This is a genomic window from Ensifer sp. YR511 (assembly GCF_900103045.1).
GTDB classification, from domain to species: domain Bacteria; phylum Pseudomonadota; class Alphaproteobacteria; order Rhizobiales; family Rhizobiaceae; genus Ensifer; species Ensifer adhaerens.
The window spans coordinates 57,478-75,516 of record NZ_FNGR01000015.1; the positions used below are offsets into that span (position 1 = coordinate 57,478).

Below are 18,039 nucleotides of genomic sequence, written 5' to 3' on the forward strand. Positions count from 1 at the left end.
GAGGTAGAACTAGCCTGCCTCAGGTGTCCTTGAGCGGACCGTCTCGATGATTTCCAGGGCCTTTATGCTGGCCGATAGCGGCATCAACGGATGTTCGCTGCGGCCATCGATAATCGCCGCGCTTGCCGCCTCGATCTCGAATTGCAGGCCGCTCCCGGGGAAGTGATGATCGTGGCGGGTAAGGCCGGGCAGGGGGATATGCCGGGCCAGCCGGTAGGCCGTTTTTCCGTTTAAAGCCAGTAGCTTGCGCGCCGCGCCGCCGGTGGAAACGAAGAGGCGGCTTGCCTTCAGAAACGGCGTGTCGATAACCAGCGTGCCGCGCTCGCCCTCGATAACGAAGCGATTGTGCCCGTTTCGATCGAAGCCGCAGCCGAGTTCAGCGTCAAAGCCGTCATAGGCCAGCTTGATCTTGGCTGAACTGTCGACGCCGGTCGGCGCGCGCTTCCATGTGCCATCGACGGACCCGGGGTGCCCGAACAGATTGAGGCAAAGGGCGATCGGATAAATGCCGAGGTCGAGCATCGACCCGCCGCCGAGCACCGGATCGAAGAACCGGCTGCCGGCATCGAACGCTTTCTCGTAGGCGAGGTCCGCCCGGACATGGCGGATCGCGCCGAGCGTTCCGGCCGTGAGCAGTTCGCGACCCCTGGAAATCGCCGGAAGGAAACAGGTCCACAACGCTTCCATGGCGAAGGTGCTGCCGGCGGCAGCGGCGTTTGCAAGCGTGCGCGCGTCGGACGACGACGTCGTCAGCGGCTTTTCGACGAGAACGGCTTTGCCGGCGGCCAAGGCGAGGGTGGTCTGTTGAAGGTGCTCAGCATTGGGTGAGGCGACGTAGATCGCGTCGATATCGGGAGAGGCCGCCAGTGCCTCGATGCCCTGATAGCCGCGGATGCCGCCGAAACGCCCAGCGAAGCTCTCGGCCTTCTGCGCGCTGCGGGACGAGACGGCGACGAGGCTCGCATGGGTTGCGAAGCGGAAGTCCGAGGCAAGACTGTTTGCGATCGTGCCGGTTCCGGCGATGCCCCAGCGGACCTTGTCACGCATATCCCGATGTCCGCTTTCCGGCTGATTCTGTCGCGGCGCATCGTGCCCCGGAAGTCTCAAGGCTCGGTAAATGCCAGCAAGCGCCGGCACCTTTCGCGTGCAAACTGGGAAGACTATCCGCCAAAGAATAAGCCCCGCGCGATTTCTCGTGTGGGGCTGTCCGAACGGGTCCGCAGATGCGGACCGAATATCAGGCCGATTTACGGACCGGAGTCTTTTCTGCAGTGGCGCTCTGGTCGTCACCGTAGATTTGATTGAGCGTGCCTAGAATCCGCATGACCGCGTCGGATGAGCTCGAATAGTAAATCGTCTGCGCATCGCGACGGGTGCTGACGAGATTCTGAGCACGGAGCTTAGAAAGATGCTGGGAGAGAGCCGACTGGCTCAGCCCAACCTTGTTGGCCAATGCGCCGACTGCCATCTCTTCCTTCACGAGGGAATCGAGGATGAGGAGGCGCTTAGGATTTGCCATGGCCGAGAGGAAACCGGCTGCTACCTCGGCTTCATCGTGTTTTTCAGGCGAAAGTGGCTGCATTGCGTGCTCCATGCGAAAATTACATCACACGTAGTTATGGTTGACGAAGCAAGATAATTAGTCGTGATGCATAAAAGGGCAACCACCTACTGCAAGAAATGGGGGTAGCTCTCCAGCGATTAACCGTTAAGTTCACGCAAAATTGCCCGTAAATTGGAACTATCTTCGATAGGTGTCGGGAACTCAAGGCGTTTTAGCTGATCGCCATCTGCAAGATCGAGCCCCGCGGCGTCGATACCCACGACTTTCCAGTTGCCTTCCGGTGCCTTGCAGAGCTTCACCGCATAGCGCTGAACTGCGTCAGAATGATCCGTATTCATGTGATCGATCGCGTTCGCCTCCATCGCGGCGAGCGAGGCGATGGCAGGCGTGTCAATCAGAAGGTCTTCGGCGGTCAAGACATAGGCGCGGCCGAAGCCGCCGTTGAGGCTGGCACGCAGCGGCGACAGCCGGAAGAAGCCGAAATCGGGAAAATCGACGTAAAGTTTCGCCTTGGGGTGGCGGCGGACGAATCGCTCGCGGATTCGGCTATGTTCTTCGCTGTCGCGCGCAACCTGTTCGGCGGTACATTGCACGGTCAGGCGAGGATGGGCGAGGGGGTCGCCCTTGCCAGGCTCGCCGGTCAGGAGCGAGGCCCTGGCGTCGGCCAGCAGCGCCTGCGTGTGTGTCGACAGTTTCGAGATCAGGATGACAGGCACCCCGTCGACATCCATGCCGACGAGCACGCGGCTGACGAAGGGGAAGCCGCCGCTCTCCGGCTCGATCGCCGCAAGCGATGCGCTGCGCGCGCCCCGCAGAAGCGTGCGGGCCAGCGTGCGGGCTTCGTCATCGGTGTCGCGCAGAACGTTCGGCTTGTCGCTCATGGTCTTTCCCTTTTCCTGCCATGCGGTCGTCGCCGGGACGAAAAAAGCCCGGAACGACGCTCCGGGCTTTTATTGGCTTGTTGAGCGGCTTCGTCAACTTTTGTTGCGGTGGCGCGTCAGTCCCTGGACGATATCCTGGGCGTCGATGGTGCCGACCACGGAACCGTTGTCGACGACCCCGATGCTGCCCGGCTGGCGGGACATGGCGTCGAGGATGTCGACGAGCGGTGTCGTGGGCTTGGCCGTCGCGGTCACGCCGGCAACAGTCACTCCGCGCTGGACACCGGTCTGCATGACGTCTTTCGCCGTCAGCATGGTGATCGGGTTCATGTGCTGGACGAAATCGGCGACATACTGGTTCGCCGGGTTCTTGACGATATCTTGCGGCGTGCCGCACTGGATGATGCGCCCGCCCTCCATGATGGCGATGCGGTTGCCGATACGGAAGGCCTCGTCGAGATCGTGGCTGACGAAGATGATGGTCTTCTTCAGCCGCCGCTGGAACTCCAGCAACTCGTCCTGCAGGCGGGTGCGGATCAAGGGGTCGAGGGCCGAGAACGGCTCGTCCATCAACAGGATCGGTGCACCGGTCGCAAAGGCGCGGGCAAGCCCGACGCGCTGCTGCATGCCGCCCGAAAGCTCGTTGACCTTGCGACCCGCCCATTTCGAGAGATTGACGAGTTCGAGCTGTTCGCCGACGCGCGCCTTGCGTTCGACGTCCGGCATGCCGGCAAGCTCAAGCCCGAAGCCGACATTGTCGGCGACGGTGCGCCAGGGCAGAAGCGCGAACTGCTGAAACACCATCGAGACCGTGTGCATGCGGAAGTCGCGCAGCGACTTGGGATTGGTTCGATAGGGATTGAGCGCACCATTTGCGGTCTTCACCTCGACGTCGCCCCGCACGACCGGGGCAAGGCCGTTGACCGCGCGCAGCAGCGTCGACTTGCCGGAGCCCGAAAGCCCCATCAGCACGAGGATCTCGCCCTCGGTGATTTCGAGCGAGGCGCCGGCAACGCCGAGCACGAGGCCGGTTTCGGCGCCGATCTCGTCGCGGGTCTTGCCCTGGTCGACCATCTGCAGCGCGACTTGAGGGTTGTTGCCGAAGATGATGTCGACATTCTTGAAAACGACGGCGTTGGTCATGCGCCTTCTCCTTCGTCGGACGAGCGGAAAAGGCGGTCGAGAATGATCGCCAGGATGACGATGCAAAGGCCGGCTTCGAAGCCCTTGGCGATGTTGACCGTGTTCAAGGCTCTCACGACCGGAACGCCGAGGCCGCTGGCGCCGACGAGCGCGGCGATAACCACCATCGACAGCGACAGCATGATGGTCTGGGTGAGGCCAGCCATGATCTGCGGCATGGCAAAGGGCAGCTCCACCTTGCGCAATACCTGGCCGGGCGTCGCGCCGAAGGCCTGTGCGGCTTCCACCAGCGACGGCGGCGTCGAGATGATGCCGAGGCGCGTCAGCCGGATCGGTGCGGGAATGGCGAAGATCACGGTCGCGATCAGACCCGGAACCATGCCGAGGCCGAAGAGGATCAGCGCCGGGATCAGATAGACGAAGGTCGGGATCGTCTGCATCAGGTCGAGGATCGGCCGCATGACGGCGTAGACCCATGGGCGACGGGCGGCTGCGATGCCGAGCGGCACGCCGACGGCCATGCTCACGGCGGTGGCAGCGAGCACAAGCGCCAGGGTTTCCGTCGTTTCCTTCCAGTAGCCCTGGTTGATAATCAGGAGCAGGCCCAGGCCGGTGAACAGCGTTATGCCGATCGAACGGCGGAACCACCAGGCGAGCCCGGTGATGACGGCGACGACGATCAGCGGGTGCGGGGCATAAAGCACCCAGAGCAGCGAGTCGGCGACGGCCTGAAGGAAGCGGGCGAGCTGGTCGAAGAAGAAATCGAAATTCGTCGTCAGCCAGTCGACGAATGCCTTGGCCCAGCCGCCGATGGGGATGCGGTTATCGGTCAGATATTCCACGAAGGTAATCCGTCTCGTCAGGTCAAAAAGGAGCGCATGACGCGGTGAAAAAAGGCGGGGTCATTCCCCGCCTTGATGCCGATCAGAGGCCGAGCGCGGCCTTGACTGCGGCCAAGCCGTCGCCGCCATCCTTGGCGGTCACGCCGGCGAGCCACGGATCGACGGCAGTCGGGTTGGCCTTCAGCCATTCCTCGGCCGCCTTGTCCGGCTCCTGGCCGTCGTTCAGGATCTTGCCCATGATCTCGTTTTCCATCTGGAGCGAGAACTTGAGGTTGGTCAAAAGCTTGCCGACGTTGGGGCACTCGGTGGTGTAGCCGGCACGCACATTGGTGAAGACTTCCGCGCCGCCGAAATTGGCGCCGAAGATGTCGTCGCCACCCGAAAGATAGGTCAGCTTGAAGTTGGCGTTCATCGGATGCGGTTCCCAGCCGAGGAAGACGACCGGCGCGCCGTCCTTTTCGGCACGGGCGACCTGCGCCAGCATGCCCTGCTCGGAGGATTCGACCACTTCGAAGCCCTTGAGGCCGAAGGTATCCTTGTCGACCATGTCGATGATCAGGCGGTTGCCGTCATTACCCGGCTCGATGCCGTAGATCTTGCCGTCGAGTTCGGTCTTCTTGGTGGCGATATCCTTGAAGTCCTTGATGCCGAGCTCGGCGCCCTTGGCGTTGGTCGCCAGCGTGTACTTGGCACCGACCAGGTTCGGCCCGAAGGATTCGACCGACTTGTCGTCGAGGAAGGGACGAACATCGTTTTCCTGGGTCGGCATCCAGTTGCCGAGGAAGACGTCGATGTCCTTGTTCTTGAGCGAGGTGTAGGTGACCGGAACCGAGAGAACCTTGATGTCGGTCTGGTAGCCGAGGCCCTTTAGAACGGTGGAAACGGTGGCAGTGGTTGCGGTGATATCCGTCCATCCGACGTCGGAGAAACGGACGGTGCCACAGCTTTCCGGCTCGGCAGCTGCAGCCTGCTGAGCGGTGATGGCGACGACCGAAACGGCGCCTGCCAGTATCAGTTTGAGAGAGAGTCGTTTTTTCATCGTTGTCGTTCCCCTGCCTCGATTATTGTTTTAGCCAAACACCATTGGATAGCGAATTCAAGCGCTTTGATGTCGGAGGAAGTGTATTGCGTCAATATGCTGGCGGGGTGCACGATGCGACGCTCGATGTCGCAATGTCCACGAAATAGTCTAGTCCGCCGAAAAACTGTGGGTGCTGCAAACGGGCTCTGGCCTTCCCGGCCAAGCCTCGTCATTACCCAAAAAACGGAAAAACCGGACGCGGTGACTATGGCCAAACTCTATTTCAGCTATGCGACGATGAATGCGGGCAAGAGCACGATGCTCCTGCAAGCCTCCTACAACTACCAGGAGCGCGGCATGCGCGTGGTGATGCTGATCGCCGCCCATGACGACCGGGGCGGCGTCGGCCGCATTTCCTCGCGCATTGGTCTTGGTGCGGACGCCATTCCCTTTCACGGCGACGACGATCTCTACGGGCTGATCGATCGGTTGCACTCGGATGGCGAAGGCGAGATCGCCTGCATCTTCGTCGACGAGGCGCAGTTCCTCAATGAGGGGCAGGTCTGGCAGCTCGCCCGTGTCGCCGACCGCATCGGCATTCCGGTCATGGCCTATGGTCTGCGTACGGATTTCCAGGGCAAGCTGTTTCCGGGCTCGATGGCGCTGCTGGCGATTGCCGACGAGCTGCGCGAGGTGCGCACCATCTGCCATTGCGGCCGCAAGGCGACGATGGTCGTGCGCCTGGACGGTGAGGGCAGGGTCGCGCGCGAGGGCGCCCAGGTCGAGGTTGGCGGCAACGAGAAATATGTCTCCTATTGCCGGCGCCATTGGGACGACCTGATGCGCTGCGAGTGAGTGCGGCGTCGTGGCGGCTTGAAACCGCCACGCGCGCGATGCCATTCTTCGCCTCTATCGCACGCCAGGGGTCTTCGATGTTGCGTCTCGTCACCAGCCTTTCCATCACGCTCTGTCTTGGCACGCTCTGTCTTGGCGCAACGGTCGCGCATGCCGGCGGCGACGCTACGGCTGGCGCTGCCGTCTTTCGCAAATGCGCGGCCTGTCACACGGCAAGCGAGCCGACAAACCGCGTCGGCCCAAGCCTCATGGGTGTCGTCGGACGCCCGGCCGCATCCGTCGCCGACTACAACTACTCCGATGCAATGAAGGCCTTTGGCGCTGAGGGTCGCGTCTGGGACGAGGCGACGCTGAGCGAATACCTGCTGAGCCCCAAGGCAATGGTCGGTGCCACCAAGATGGCCTTTGCCGGTCTGAAGAAGCCGCAGGACATCGCCGACGTGATTGCCTACCTGAAGGCGCCGCCGGCTGCCAAATAGGGACGACGCAAACCCCGGACGGAAAGCCGTTTCCCATCTTTCCTGGACCTGCGCGCGGCAATGCCGTCGATATCTCAAGCACTTCGCTGTGGTGGCTGATCAAAAAGCTGCCGGGAAAGGCTTGTTCTCTTTCGGTAAACACCCTTTATATAACTGCAATCGAAGGCTGAATAATTCAGCCGGGCTGGCGGATATCGCCACGGTGGACCGAGGGGCAGGGCATGGCGACTCTTCAGAATTTTGACGCGGAGATCGAAAAGACGAAGGGCGTGGTCGAGCAGATGCGCGGCAAGCTCGAACAATCAGGTGTCGTGCTCGAACAGTTCGCCAAGGCCGAAACCAAGCTCGGCGACGTCAATTTCGACATCGAGAATGCCCGCATCCAGGACGTGATCAACCAGCAAAAGGTGATGGAAGCCAACATCGCCGACCTGATCATCGGCCTGGAAGACGCGACCAATGTCTTCGGCTCCGAATTCGAGAGCATGAAGAACTATACGGGCTACGAGAAGTTCATCGGCATCTTCTCCAAGCAGAAGATGCAGCGCATGCGCACCGACCGCGTGCGCAACATGTCGCTTGCCGGCAACCTGCAGGAACTGCTTTCCAAGTCCGACATGATCGTCGGCATCCTCAAGGAACAGAAGTCGATCCTCGACCAGCGCTACAAGACTTCGGAGCAGAGCCTGATCCAGGTGATCGAGCGCCGCAAGGGCACGATGGCGAACCTCGAAGCGGTGCAGAAGCGCATCGAGGAACTGAACCCGCTGCTGCTCGACATCGAAAACCGCATCGCCGCCTCGACCGAGCAGAAGGTGCGCACCGAGCTCGAAGGCGAGCGCTCCGCGCTTGCGACCGAATATAACGAGAAGCAGGCCAAGGAGCAGGAACTGCTGGCCGAGAGCCAGACGCTCGAGCGCTATACCTCGATGTTCCAGACCTTCGTCGATTCGCTCAACAACCAGATCGCCGCGCAGAACACGCTGATCAACAAGCTGACGATCGATACGGAGCAGCGCATCGTGCTCTACAAGGCGCTGGAAGATTCGCTGAAGACCGCCGCCCAGCAGGACGTCGCGCACAAGATCAACACGCTCGGAAGCCAGGTCGACACGGCCGCCGAGGAGACGATGGCCGGCATCGGTGCCGCAGCGCAACGCCACATCGGCGATCTCCTGGAAATGCATGAAAAGAACATGCTTTCAACGCAGGATATCCAGCGCCGTAAGAAGCTGGCAGACGATGCCTTTGCCCGCCGCTTCCAGGCTGTCATGGACAAGCACAACACTGCCAATTACGTGAAGCAGTGAACGGGCGGCGCATGATCCGAACCGAGTTTGCCTTTCGGCACGCGCCACGGGGATTTGCATGAAGGTCGCGGCTTCATCCGCTGTCGCACAGTATTTCGCGTCGATCCACGCGGCACTCGCCGGGCTTGAGCTCTTTCTCGGCGACCGCAACTCGCCGCTCTATCGCAACACCGTCGTCGGTGAAGTGATCGTTCCCTATCTTGGTCGGTTGAAGGCCTCGATCGACTGCTGGGAGAACCGGATCGGCTTCGTCGACCAGTTCCGGATTTCGCGCGCCGAAAGCGGCTTTCCGGTCTTTCAGAACGTGCTGGAACTGGAGAACGATCGCCAGACGGCGACGAAGCGCCTGGCCGATATTCCATCGGCCGATGCGCTGCGCGACGAGATGGTCGACTTCATCCTGCGCCAGAAGGCGTTTCCGGAAGCGCTGCAGACGCGCATGGCCGAGCGGCTCTATCTGGAGCAGATCGGCAAGGGCGAGATCTTTTCGCCGTTCATCCTGCCGGAGACCATCCGTGTCGCCGTCAATTCCAAGACGATGCGGCCCTATTACATCGTGAGCTGGGGCGCCTTCGACGGAGCCAATACTCTGCCGATGGTCTACATGGCGACGATCGAGGATTCCTCGGAAAAGATCGTCGACATGCTGGTGACCGCTGATGGCAAGCTCAACCCGCAGGTGGAAATTCCTCTGCCGGTTGGCGGCCTGCTCAATCCGGAGCTTGCCAGCCGCTTCGACGACTTTGCGTCCAAGAACAGCAGCTATTCGCTGACACCGGTGACGATCGCCACCAATCTCGACAAGGATTTTGACGAGCTGCATCCGAAGCAGTTGCGCCGCATCGTGCTCGGGCCGTTCTACTCGGCCGGGATCACCGAGAATAATGCGCGCATCAACGATATCCTCTCGAAGGTACGCAAGACCGAGAACGCCTGGCTTCTGACTTGGACGGTGCAGGAGGTCTTCTCCAAGTCGGAGCGGCCGGCCAAGCGCGGCTTCTGGTCGTCGACCCCGGCGCAGGAAGAATTCCACATCGACACCGCCAATCTGGAAGCGACGCGCATGGGGGTTTCTTCCTACGAGAAGCACGCGCTGGTGCCGCACGACGCCTATCAGGCGCTCTATGCCGCCGGCGAGGCGGAACAGGTGTTCGGCGACTACAAGGTGCACGTCATTTCGGGCAATCAGGTCGTGAGCGAGGTTTGACGATGACACTCAATACGGGGCTGACGACGCTGCACGAGGACGACATCGCCAAGCACCAGGCGGTGGCGCAAGGGTTGGTGACGAAGCTCATCATCCTGGAGCGGGAAGATGCCGCCGCCGGAACGTCGCTTGCCGGCACCGGCCGGCGCTTCGTGTCGACAGTTTCGACTGGCGGCCAGCGGCGCACGCGCGAGGTGGAGCTGACGAAGACGATCCAGTCGGTGCGCCAGGGCGACCCGATGTTCTCTCCGGCCCAGCACGCCGTGCTCTACCGGACGCGCCGCGGCATCCAGGTGGCGCTGGCCGTTGCCGATGTCTTTGCCCGCCAGACGAGCCTCGAACAGCTGCAGGCGAAGAACGCCACCTCGCCGCTTGGCGGAGAGGAGGCGAACCAGTTCAAGGCGCTGCTGTCGGCTTCGGCTTACGTCGCGGCCTTCACACTCGCTGCCTATCTCGGCGCGACCCTGGCGGGCGAGGGCGAGCCGGTCGACGATGCTGTCGAGCCCGACTTTCTGTTCGACTCGCCGCAGGACGCGCTGAAGAGCCTGATTTCGGCGCTCGATCGCGGTCTTGCCGGGGCCCCCGATGATCTGGCGCTGACCGCCCGGGCGCGGGCCTTCTCGCGGGTGGCGATCGAAGGGCTGATTGCCCGCAAGGCGCGCTTTACCGGGCTGCAGAGCTTCGAGACCGTGCATATCCGGCTCGACCAGGACGATTTTACGCTGAACGGTTTGGACGTCGCACCCGGCCAGAAGCGCAAGCCACTGGTCATGACCTTCAAGAAGCCCGAGGAGATCATCGGCAACCACATCGCCAAGTATCAGGCGCTGAAGCTTGCCAAGATGCTGATGGCCTACGACTTCGACCGGCAGATGAACCCGTTCGTCGAGCTCGGCGGCTTCCTCTTCACCTTCATCGGCGACGGCATGCCGGGCACCGGCAAGACGATCCTGATCCAGATGCTGGCCGGCATGCTCAACGATTATTGCGAGATCGCCGGCTACGCCTTCCACTACGAGAACTTCGGCGTCGACCAGATCTCCTCCTATCAGGGCAAGTCCGGGCAAAACTGCAAGGAGTTCGTCAACAACGTCATCAATCCGCGGGCGATCGGTTTCGGCACGATCGACGATGTCGACCAGGTGGCAGCCAAGCGCTCCGACGATCGAGCCTCTGCCGGCCAGCACGAGGTGACGGCGGTGTTGATGGAGAGCTTTGCCGGCGCCTCTACCGTGGTGCGCGGCAACTGCACCTTCGGCATGTTCTCCAACTACCCGGAGAATGTCGACGACGCGCTGCGCCAGCGCGCTGGCGCCCGCTGGCTGGTCGACGGGCCGCAGACCGAAGACGACTACATCGACATCTTCGCGCTGCTCGTCGGCAAGAACCACAAGATCCCGCTTGGCGAGCACCAGCTTTTCGAGGGGCAGGAGATCAAACGCGCGGTTGCTCAGTCCTATGCTGAGCACGCGCGACCGAAGGAAGATGGCCTCGTCGCTGTCTGGGAGCGTTACGAGAAGGAGAAGGGCGCGATCGCCTCGCTTGCCGATGTCGGCGCCTATCTGCACATGATCAAGGAGGCCGAGCCGCGCTTTACCGGTCGGGCGATCAAGAACATCACCGACGCGATCAAGCTGAGAGCAATGGACGTGGAACTGCCGGATGACTGGTTCAAGGACGCCGGCTCCTTCATGCACAAGGGCTATGACGAGAAGAAAGCGATGATCGAGGCGCTGCGGGGTCCGATCACCATCGACATGGTGCTGCAGGAGATCAACCGCTACGCCGACAGCGAATTCCGCTACACCGACAAGTCGGACGATGCCGCCGTCACCGACATCATCCGCCGCGAGCGCCAGCGCGAAAAGGCGATCCGCGAGATCGAGGCGATGAAACGCGACGGCCGGTGGCAGGGGTGATGCTAGGAAAAACTGACCGATGAAACGCCTGCTTGAAGCGGAACTCATCTATGGACGGCTGCTCGATATCTCCGAGCCGCATCTGATCGCGCGCTACAACAAGGCGCTCGAAGGGTTTGGCCTGCGACCGACGGCTCTGACCCAGTTCAGCATCGACATGACCGGCTTTTCGCCCGAGATCGCCGAGGAACTGGGGGATCGTGACTACCTCGATCCGAACCGGGTCAACCGCCGCTTCATCATCATGACGCCGGAGCAGGCGGAGCTGCCGGTCGTGCATACGAGCTTTTCCAACACGGCCGCGCTGATGCACGAGTTCTTCAACGCCAACAGCCGTGCGATCAACGCGATTACCATCAAGGATGCGCTCTATGGCGAGATCGAGGATTCGGTCTCGGTCGTAAACGACATCGACGATCTCTTGTCGATCAACGAGGTGCGGTTCCGGGTGCTTTCGGCCGAGGACATGCTCGGCAAGGCGGCCGAACTGCGTGGTCTCGTCGACCGCTTGAAGAAGGTGCCGACGGCCTGGGCCGACGACGAGATGCTGACGCGTATGGTCGAGCTTGCCAAGCAGACCGGCGATATCCGCCAGAACGCACTGGTGCCGGATCAGCTCGTCTTCCATCACGAAGCCTTCTGGGCCAATCATTTCGGCGGCGTCTATGTCTTTCTCGACGACAAGACGACGACAGTCATCTGCGACCCCTCGGTGCCAGGCTTCCGCCGCTCGCGGCCCTGGCAGGTGAGCTATATCGCCATAAACGATCACGCCCGGATCTACGATTTCCTCGCCTCGACCAAGCGGCTGCAACTGCCGCAGGCCTCCTGGGTCGAGGATTCCGGGCTCTATCAGCACCGCGCAGACATGGTGGTGCGCGGGCTGATCAACGAGAGCGACCCGACGGCCGATCTTGCCAATGCCGACCGGATCTGGCTGCAGACCTGGATGCACCGATATGCCGCCGCGGTCGCAAAAGACGGCGCCTATCCGTTCCTGCAGGAGATGATCCGCACGGTCGCTGCCACCGGCACGATCAGGATGCAGGACGTGGCGCCGGCAAATCGCTTCATGTTGGTGCGCGCAGCCCCCACCCATCCGGACCAGTGGCTGGTCAACCGGTTGATATCCCAGCTCGTGCCCCGCGATTTCGTCTCGCGCTTCGTCTTCGACAAGCAAGGTTTCTACGACGCCTACGAGCGTTATAGCGAAACCTTCAAGGAGTATGTTGTGGCGACGCTGACCGGCACATATCTGAAAGACAAGGCGGCCTTCCGCCACAAGCTCTATGGGCTCAGAGAGGAATAGGACATGTTCGATCCGATCGTTGCGTTTTTCCAGCGTGTCTTCACCGCGATCGGGCGCGGCATCGGGCTCGTCGTTGCCTGGCTGCTTTGGCCCTTCGTGGCGGCGGGCAACTGGTACCGGCAGCGCAGCTGGCTGCTCAAGGGGCCGATCGGCCTCATCCTCATCGGTCTGGTCCTGTTCTACGGCTACTTCATCTGGCAGACCCAAGCCTGGACGAACTTCAACGAAGACTACATCGACCAGTACAAGCTGGCAGAACGCAAGGTGCCCGCCGGCTCGCCGATGAGCGGCCCCGGTGCGACGTCGACGGGACAATCGACGACCGGCGGCACTGCCAACAACCTTGCGGGTGTCGCGACGCAGCCGATGGAATCGACGCCGGAGGCGCTCGCGGCCGTTCAACTGCCGGCCGGCACCGTGTGCCAGACGTCGGCGATCGTCGATGTCACCGCCGACCTCATCGATTTCAATGTCAACGAGAATGCCTGGATCTCGTCGATGCTGCTCTACAAGGTCGGCCTCTTCGGGCTCGACTGGGACGACACGCCCTGGCTCGACAACAAGGCGTCGTTCCAGCGCGGGGTCAACCAGGCGATCCGCCGTACCTCCGTGGAGCTCGTCGATTCGCTCGGTCGCATGCGCGGCACCTCGGGCATCAACAACGCCCTGCAGAGCGCGCGCGGCAACATGCAGTTCGATGAAGAGACCTGGTATTTCGGGATCAACCCGTTCGGTCCGAAAACTCCGACGCCGAGCTTCTATCGCGCGGCGATGAAGGATCTGAGGTCCTTCAACACCTCGCTCAGCAAGTGTGAGGCGATTTTCGACGGCCGCTCCGATAACCTCGTCGAGTTCCTCGACCGTGTCGCCAACGACCTCGGCAATACCTCGGCGATCCTGCGCGAGCGCTCGGAAAACCACAATGGCGGCTGGTTCGACACGCGTGCGGATGACCGCTTCTGGTTCGCCTATGGCCAGCTCTACGGCTACTACGGTATCCTTTCGGCCGCCGGTGCCGACTTCGACAACGTCGTCGCCCAGCGCGGCCTGTTGCCGATCTGGACGGAAACGATCAAGCAACTGCGGGCAGCACTCCGCATCCAGCCATGGATCATCTCCAATGGCGAGGAAGCCGGCTGGATCATGCCGACGCATCTGGCGACGATGGGCTTCTATACGCTGCGCGTCCGCTCCAACATCGTCGAGATGCGCGACATCCTCGCGCGCTAAGACCGAACGGTAAGGTGGCGCCCGAGTATCCGGGCGCTGCCGATTACTTGAGTTCAAGCGGGACGCGGGTCGAAAACCGCAGACGCGTTTCCTCATCCCGCTCCGGTATCATGAACTGCGCCTTGAAAGGCGCGGGTAAAAACGAGACCCTGGGGAGGGAACTGTCATGGCGGAGGTCAAGTCCGATATCGAGATTGCGCGCGCGGCGAAGAAAAAGCCGATCCTGGAGATCGGGGCCGCACTCGGCATACCGCCGGAGGACCTGTTGCCGTACGGCCATGACAAGGCGAAGATCAGCGCCGATTTCATCGCCCGCCAGCGCGGGAAGAAGAACGGCCATCTGATCCTGGTGACGGCGATCAACCCGACGCCGGCAGGCGAAGGCAAGACGACAACGACCGTGGGCCTCGGCGATGGGCTGAACCGCATCGGCAAGAAGGCGATCATCTGCATCCGCGAGGCGTCCCTCGGGCCCTGCTTCGGCGTCAAGGGCGGTGCTGCCGGCGGCGGTTATGCGCAGGTTGTGCCGATGGAGGACATGAACCTCCACTTCACCGGCGATTTCCACGCGATCACCTCGGCCCACAATCTGCTGGCGGCGCTGCTCGACAATCACATCTACTGGGGCAACGAGCAGAACATCGACGTCCGTCGTATTTCGTGGCGGCGGGTGATGGACATGAACGACCGCGCACTGCGCAACATCGTCGGCTCGCTCGGCGGGATCGCCAACGGTTATCCACGCGAGACCGGCTTCGACATCACCGTTGCCTCCGAAGTCATGGCGATCCTCTGCCTTTCGGCGGATCTTAGGGATCTCGAGCAGCGGCTTGGCAACATCATCATCGGCTATCGCCGTGACAAGAGCCCGGTCTTTGCGCGCGACATCAAGGCCGATGGGGCGATGGCGGTGCTGCTCAAGGATGCTATTCAGCCGAACCTGGTGCAGACCCTCGAAAACAACCCCGCCTTCGTCCATGGCGGCCCCTTTGCCAATATCGCCCATGGCTGCAACTCGGTGATTGCGACGACGACGGCACTGAAGCTTGCCGACTATGTGGTGACCGAAGCCGGCTTCGGCGCCGATCTCGGCGCGGAAAAATTCTTCGACATCAAGTGCCGCAAGGCCGGGCTGAAGCCGGATGCCGCGGTGCTGGTCGCGACCGTCCGCGCGATCAAGATGAACGGCGGCGTCAAGAAGGACGACCTCGGGAAGGAAAATCTGGAAGCGCTGCGCAAGGGCTGCGCCAACCTTGGCCGGCATGTGCAGAACGTCAAGAAGTTCGGCGTACCCGTCATCGTCGCGATTAACCACTTCACCTCCGATACCGAGGCCGAAGTGCAGGCTATCAAGGATTATGTGGCGACGCTTGGCGCCGAAGCGGTGCTCTGCCGCCATTGGGCCGAGGGCTCCGCCGGCATCGAGGAGCTGGCGATGAAGGTGGCGGCACTTGCCGAGGGCGGACACTCGCAGTTCTCGCCGCTTTACCCCGACGACATGTCGCTCTTCCACAAGATCGAGACGATCGCCAAGGACATCTTCCATGCGAGCGAGGTGATTGCCGACAAGTCGGTGCGCGACCAGCTGCGCAGCTGGGAAGATCAGGGTTACGGCCATCTGCCGATCTGCATGGCAAAGACGCAGTATTCCTTCTCGACCGATCCGAACCTGCGCGGTGCGCCGACAGGCCATGCTGTGCCGATCCGCGAAGTGCGGCTGGCCGCCGGCGCCGGCTTCATCGTGGTGATCACCGGCGAGATCATGACGATGCCCGGCCTGCCGAAGGTGCCTTCGTCGGAAAAGATCTTCCTCAATGATCAGGGCTACATCGAAGGGCTGTTCTAGGCGCTTCCTGCCTGCCTGAAAAACAATGCCGCACATCCGGATGGATGCGCGGCATTCTTGTGTCCGGGGTCTCCCGAGGCGGAAATCAGGCGGTGAGGCTGAGGAAGTCTGCCTTGCCGAGCGGCACGCCCTCGTGGCGCAGGATGTCGTAGGCGGTCGTCAGGTGGAAGTAGAAGTTCGGCAGCACGAATTTTTGCAGGTATTCCTCACCCGTGAGCGTCACCTTCAGGTTCGGGAAATTCAGCACGACTTCGCGACTGTCGCTGTCTTCGAGATCGACAGGGCGCACCGTTTCAAGGAAGGCGACGGACTTGGCGATGCGCTGGCGCAGTTCGTCAAACGTCTTTTCCTCGTCCGGGAACCGGGGCACTTCGATCGACGTCAGCCGGCCGACCAGGCCCTTGCTGGTGTCGCTGACACGCTGCACCTGGCCGGCAAGCGTCAGCATATCGGGCGCCAGCCGGGCGTGGACGAGATCATCCGTGGGGATGCCCTTTTCCTCAGCGAAAGCCTCCGCCTTGTCGAGCAGCTTGGTGAGGACACCAAGGCCGCGAACGAGTGCGGGAATGGAGAGCTGGTACATCGTCAATGCCATGACAGATTTCCTTGAGATTAGGCGCAAAGCGGGTGGATTTTCCTCGCGCCGTATTTGGGAGCCGGGGCGGGCTCCTGCAAGGCGCGCAGCCCGGTATCTTTTGGGCTACGAGGGGCCTGCGGGAGACGACAGGACGCAGGCGCCTTGCTCTGGTCACGACACGTGGTCTCGTGCACTGATCCGCGCAGGAACGCATCAGGGATGCCACGATGACGCCAGAGGAACTCCAGTCCTATCTTCATAACCACATCCCGCTGTCAGCGGCGATGCAGGTCCGCGTGGATGCGGTGAGCGACGATCATGTGCTGCTCTCGGCGCCGCTTGCGCCCAACATCAACCACCGTGACACGGTGTTCGGCGGCAGCGCCTCGGCGCTCGCGATCCTGTCGGCCTGGTCGCTGCTGCATGTGCGCATGCGCAAAAGCGGCGTTGTCGCGCGCCTGGTGATCCAGAGCAACCGGATGGATTATCTGAAGCCGGTCGCCGGCGCTTTCGCCGCACGCTCGTCGCTGGCGGACGCCGGGCAATGGCCGGGCTTTCTGCGATTGCTCGAACGTCGGGGCAGGGCGCGCGCCGTGGTCGTTGCCGACCTCCTCGACGGCGACACCTTGGCCGGTCGCTTCGAGGGCGAGTTTGTCGCCCTGGCTACGACAACGCCTGACGAGCGCCAGCGCAAGGAGGCTCATTCCTAGCGGCAGTAGCGGTAGTCGTTGCGGCGCTCGATGACGTCGAGATGCAGGTGGGTTTCGTGGGCGGCGTCGCTGCCGGGGTCGAGCACAGTCTTGAAGTAGAGGCAGGCGGACGCAGTGACCGCGCGCTGGAAGGCGCCGTCCATGGTGCCATCCTCGTCGCGCGGCTGGATGGCGATCGTCGTGCCGTTGCTTAACGTGAAGGACGCGATGTCGACGGCGTTGCCGTGCGCATGCTCGGAGATTTTGCCCGTCGTCGCATTGTTGCGCAGGCGGCAGATATAGGTCGATGCCTGGTTCAGCGCCTTGATCTTGATGGTCTTGTCGAAGGCGACTTCGGCGGCCGGCTGTGCGGTCTCCTTGGTCCAGCGTGCAAGCGCCAGCGCCGTTTCGCACCGCATAAGCCCCTTGGGCGCGAGTGTGACGGCGGGCAGGATGCTCGTGACCTCCAGTGGCTTGTCGATGCCGCAGCCCTTGCCGTCGTCGATGCGTTTGGCTTCGACAAACGTCGCTCCGATCGCCTTCAGGTCGGCGACACACTTTGCGTAGTCGGCGGCGTCCTCTGCTTCGACCGGCGGATAGACGATCGGTGCCGGCTTTTCCTCTTTCTTGTCGTCGGCGGGCTGGTCCTTTTCGCCTGTGGCCGGCTTTTGATCCTTCGCCGCTCCTTCACTCCCGTCCTTGGGCTTTGGCTGCGGCACGGGCTGTTCGTCGCCAGTCGGCACCTCTGGCTGATCGGCCTTGCCACCGTCCGTAGGCGTCGCCGGTTTCTCTTCGGGTGTGGGAGCAGCCTCTTTCTCTCCCGCTTCGCTCGGCGGCTTTTTTAGCGGGATCGGTCCGGATTTCGGCAGGCTGGCGCCGGTGAGGATCAGGAGTGACAGCAGGATCAAGGGAAAAGAGCGACGCATCCGGGTCCTTTCGCATTGCCCCCGCAGCGGGGCCTGGAAGGGAGGGAACGCACGGAACCGGATCTGGTTTCATCCGGCCTTCGGCAAAAGCGTTGCAGTTTAGCAACGCCTCGAATTGGCACGACCCCATAAATTGTGGGGACTGCCTTTGTATGTTGACAAGAACACTCATGTTTTTTATGCGGCTTAAATGAGGCGACGACATGTCGCGCCGCTCTAGAATCTACCGCCCAGCCAGCCC

Annotated in this window: 17 protein-coding genes; 9 read left to right on the forward strand and 8 right to left on the reverse strand. The window is 62.1% G+C overall.

Annotation, left to right across the window (positions count from 1 at the left end):
• Positions 1-9 precede the first annotated feature (9 nt).
• The 6 genes from BLU15_RS23270 to BLU15_RS23295 all read right to left on the reverse strand — a co-directional run bounded on the left by BLU15_RS23270 (position 10) and on the right by BLU15_RS23295 (position 5,469).
• On the reverse strand, positions 10-1,047 hold the full coding sequence (locus BLU15_RS23270) for a Gfo/Idh/MocA family protein (protein ID WP_090298403.1): 1,038 nt from the start codon (positions 1,045-1,047) through the stop codon (positions 10-12).
• A 190-nt stretch (positions 1,048-1,237) separates the two neighbouring features.
• Complete coding sequence (locus BLU15_RS23275; RefSeq protein WP_034788940.1) at positions 1,238-1,582, reverse strand: ArsR/SmtB family transcription factor; 345 nt, start codon at positions 1,580-1,582, stop codon at positions 1,238-1,240.
• A gap of 119 nt (positions 1,583-1,701) precedes the next feature.
• Entirely contained in the window at positions 1,702-2,445 is a 744-nt protein-coding gene (locus tag BLU15_RS23280) for a HugZ family pyridoxamine 5'-phosphate oxidase (protein WP_090298404.1), read from the reverse strand.
• A gap of 93 nt (positions 2,446-2,538) precedes the next feature.
• On the reverse strand, positions 2,539-3,588 hold the full coding sequence (gene choV / locus BLU15_RS23285) for a choline ABC transporter ATP-binding protein (protein WP_090298406.1): 1,050 nt from the start codon (positions 3,586-3,588) through the stop codon (positions 2,539-2,541).
• Positions 3,585-4,430: a choline ABC transporter permease subunit gene (gene choW / locus BLU15_RS23290; protein WP_034788930.1), complete on the reverse strand. Its 846-nt coding sequence runs from the start codon at positions 4,428-4,430 to the stop codon at positions 3,585-3,587. The genes choV and choW overlap by 4 nt, the downstream gene beginning before the upstream one ends.
• An 82-nt stretch (positions 4,431-4,512) precedes the next feature.
• Entirely contained in the window at positions 4,513-5,469 is a 957-nt protein-coding gene (locus tag BLU15_RS23295; protein ID WP_034788927.1) for a choline ABC transporter substrate-binding protein, read from the reverse strand.
• Between the two features lie 249 nt (positions 5,470-5,718).
• Between BLU15_RS23295 and BLU15_RS23300 the strand changes: the two genes are divergently transcribed.
• From BLU15_RS23300 to BLU15_RS23335, 8 genes are all read left to right on the forward strand, one after another.
• Entirely contained in the window at positions 5,719-6,306 is a 588-nt protein-coding gene (locus BLU15_RS23300; RefSeq protein ID WP_060606671.1) for a thymidine kinase, read from the forward strand.
• Positions 6,307-6,383: 77 nt separating this feature from the next.
• Positions 6,384-6,785 carry a c-type cytochrome gene (locus BLU15_RS23305; protein ID WP_090298540.1) on the forward strand — a complete coding sequence of 134 codons (402 nt, stop codon included), beginning with the start codon at positions 6,384-6,386 and terminating at the stop codon, positions 6,783-6,785.
• Between the two features lie 221 nt (positions 6,786-7,006).
• Entirely contained in the window at positions 7,007-8,095 is a 1,089-nt protein-coding gene (locus tag BLU15_RS23310) for a coiled-coil domain-containing protein (RefSeq protein ID WP_060606673.1), read from the forward strand.
• Between the two features lie 58 nt (positions 8,096-8,153).
• Complete coding sequence (locus BLU15_RS23315) at positions 8,154-9,302, forward strand: hypothetical protein (protein WP_034788914.1); 1,149 nt, start codon at positions 8,154-8,156, stop codon at positions 9,300-9,302.
• Between the two features lie 2 nt (positions 9,303-9,304).
• The gene (locus BLU15_RS23320; protein ID WP_090298408.1) at positions 9,305-11,221 is read left to right on the forward strand and encodes an AAA family ATPase; all 1,917 of its coding nucleotides are present in this window, start codon (positions 9,305-9,307) and stop codon (positions 11,219-11,221) included.
• Positions 11,222-11,240: 19 nt separating this feature from the next.
• A complete protein-coding gene (locus tag BLU15_RS23325) occupies positions 11,241-12,530 on the forward strand; it encodes a DUF6638 family protein (RefSeq protein ID WP_060581717.1) in 1,290 nt (429 codons plus the stop codon).
• 3 nt (positions 12,531-12,533) lie between these two features.
• The gene (locus BLU15_RS23330; RefSeq protein WP_034788906.1) at positions 12,534-13,760 is read left to right on the forward strand and encodes a DUF2333 family protein; all 1,227 of its coding nucleotides are present in this window, start codon (positions 12,534-12,536) and stop codon (positions 13,758-13,760) included.
• A 166-nt stretch (positions 13,761-13,926) separates the two neighbouring features.
• Complete coding sequence (locus BLU15_RS23335; protein ID WP_090298412.1) at positions 13,927-15,606, forward strand: formate--tetrahydrofolate ligase; 1,680 nt, start codon at positions 13,927-13,929, stop codon at positions 15,604-15,606.
• 85 nt (positions 15,607-15,691) lie between these two features.
• Here the strand turns inward: BLU15_RS23335 and BLU15_RS23340 are convergent, their stop codons facing one another.
• A complete protein-coding gene (locus BLU15_RS23340) occupies positions 15,692-16,201 on the reverse strand; it encodes a DUF1993 domain-containing protein (RefSeq protein WP_090298415.1) in 510 nt (169 codons plus the stop codon).
• Between the two features lie 209 nt (positions 16,202-16,410).
• Between BLU15_RS23340 and BLU15_RS23345 the strand changes: the two genes are divergently transcribed.
• Positions 16,411-16,893 (forward strand): thioesterase domain-containing protein, encoded by a 483-nt coding sequence (locus BLU15_RS23345; RefSeq protein WP_090298418.1) that lies wholly within the window; start codon positions 16,411-16,413, stop codon positions 16,891-16,893.
• Here the strand turns inward: BLU15_RS23345 and BLU15_RS23350 are convergent.
• On the reverse strand, positions 16,890-17,798 hold the full coding sequence (locus BLU15_RS23350; RefSeq protein WP_090298421.1) for an extensin-like domain-containing protein: 909 nt from the start codon (positions 17,796-17,798) through the stop codon (positions 16,890-16,892). The genes BLU15_RS23345 and BLU15_RS23350 overlap by 4 nt on opposite strands.
• Positions 17,799-18,039: the final 241 nt, after the last annotated feature.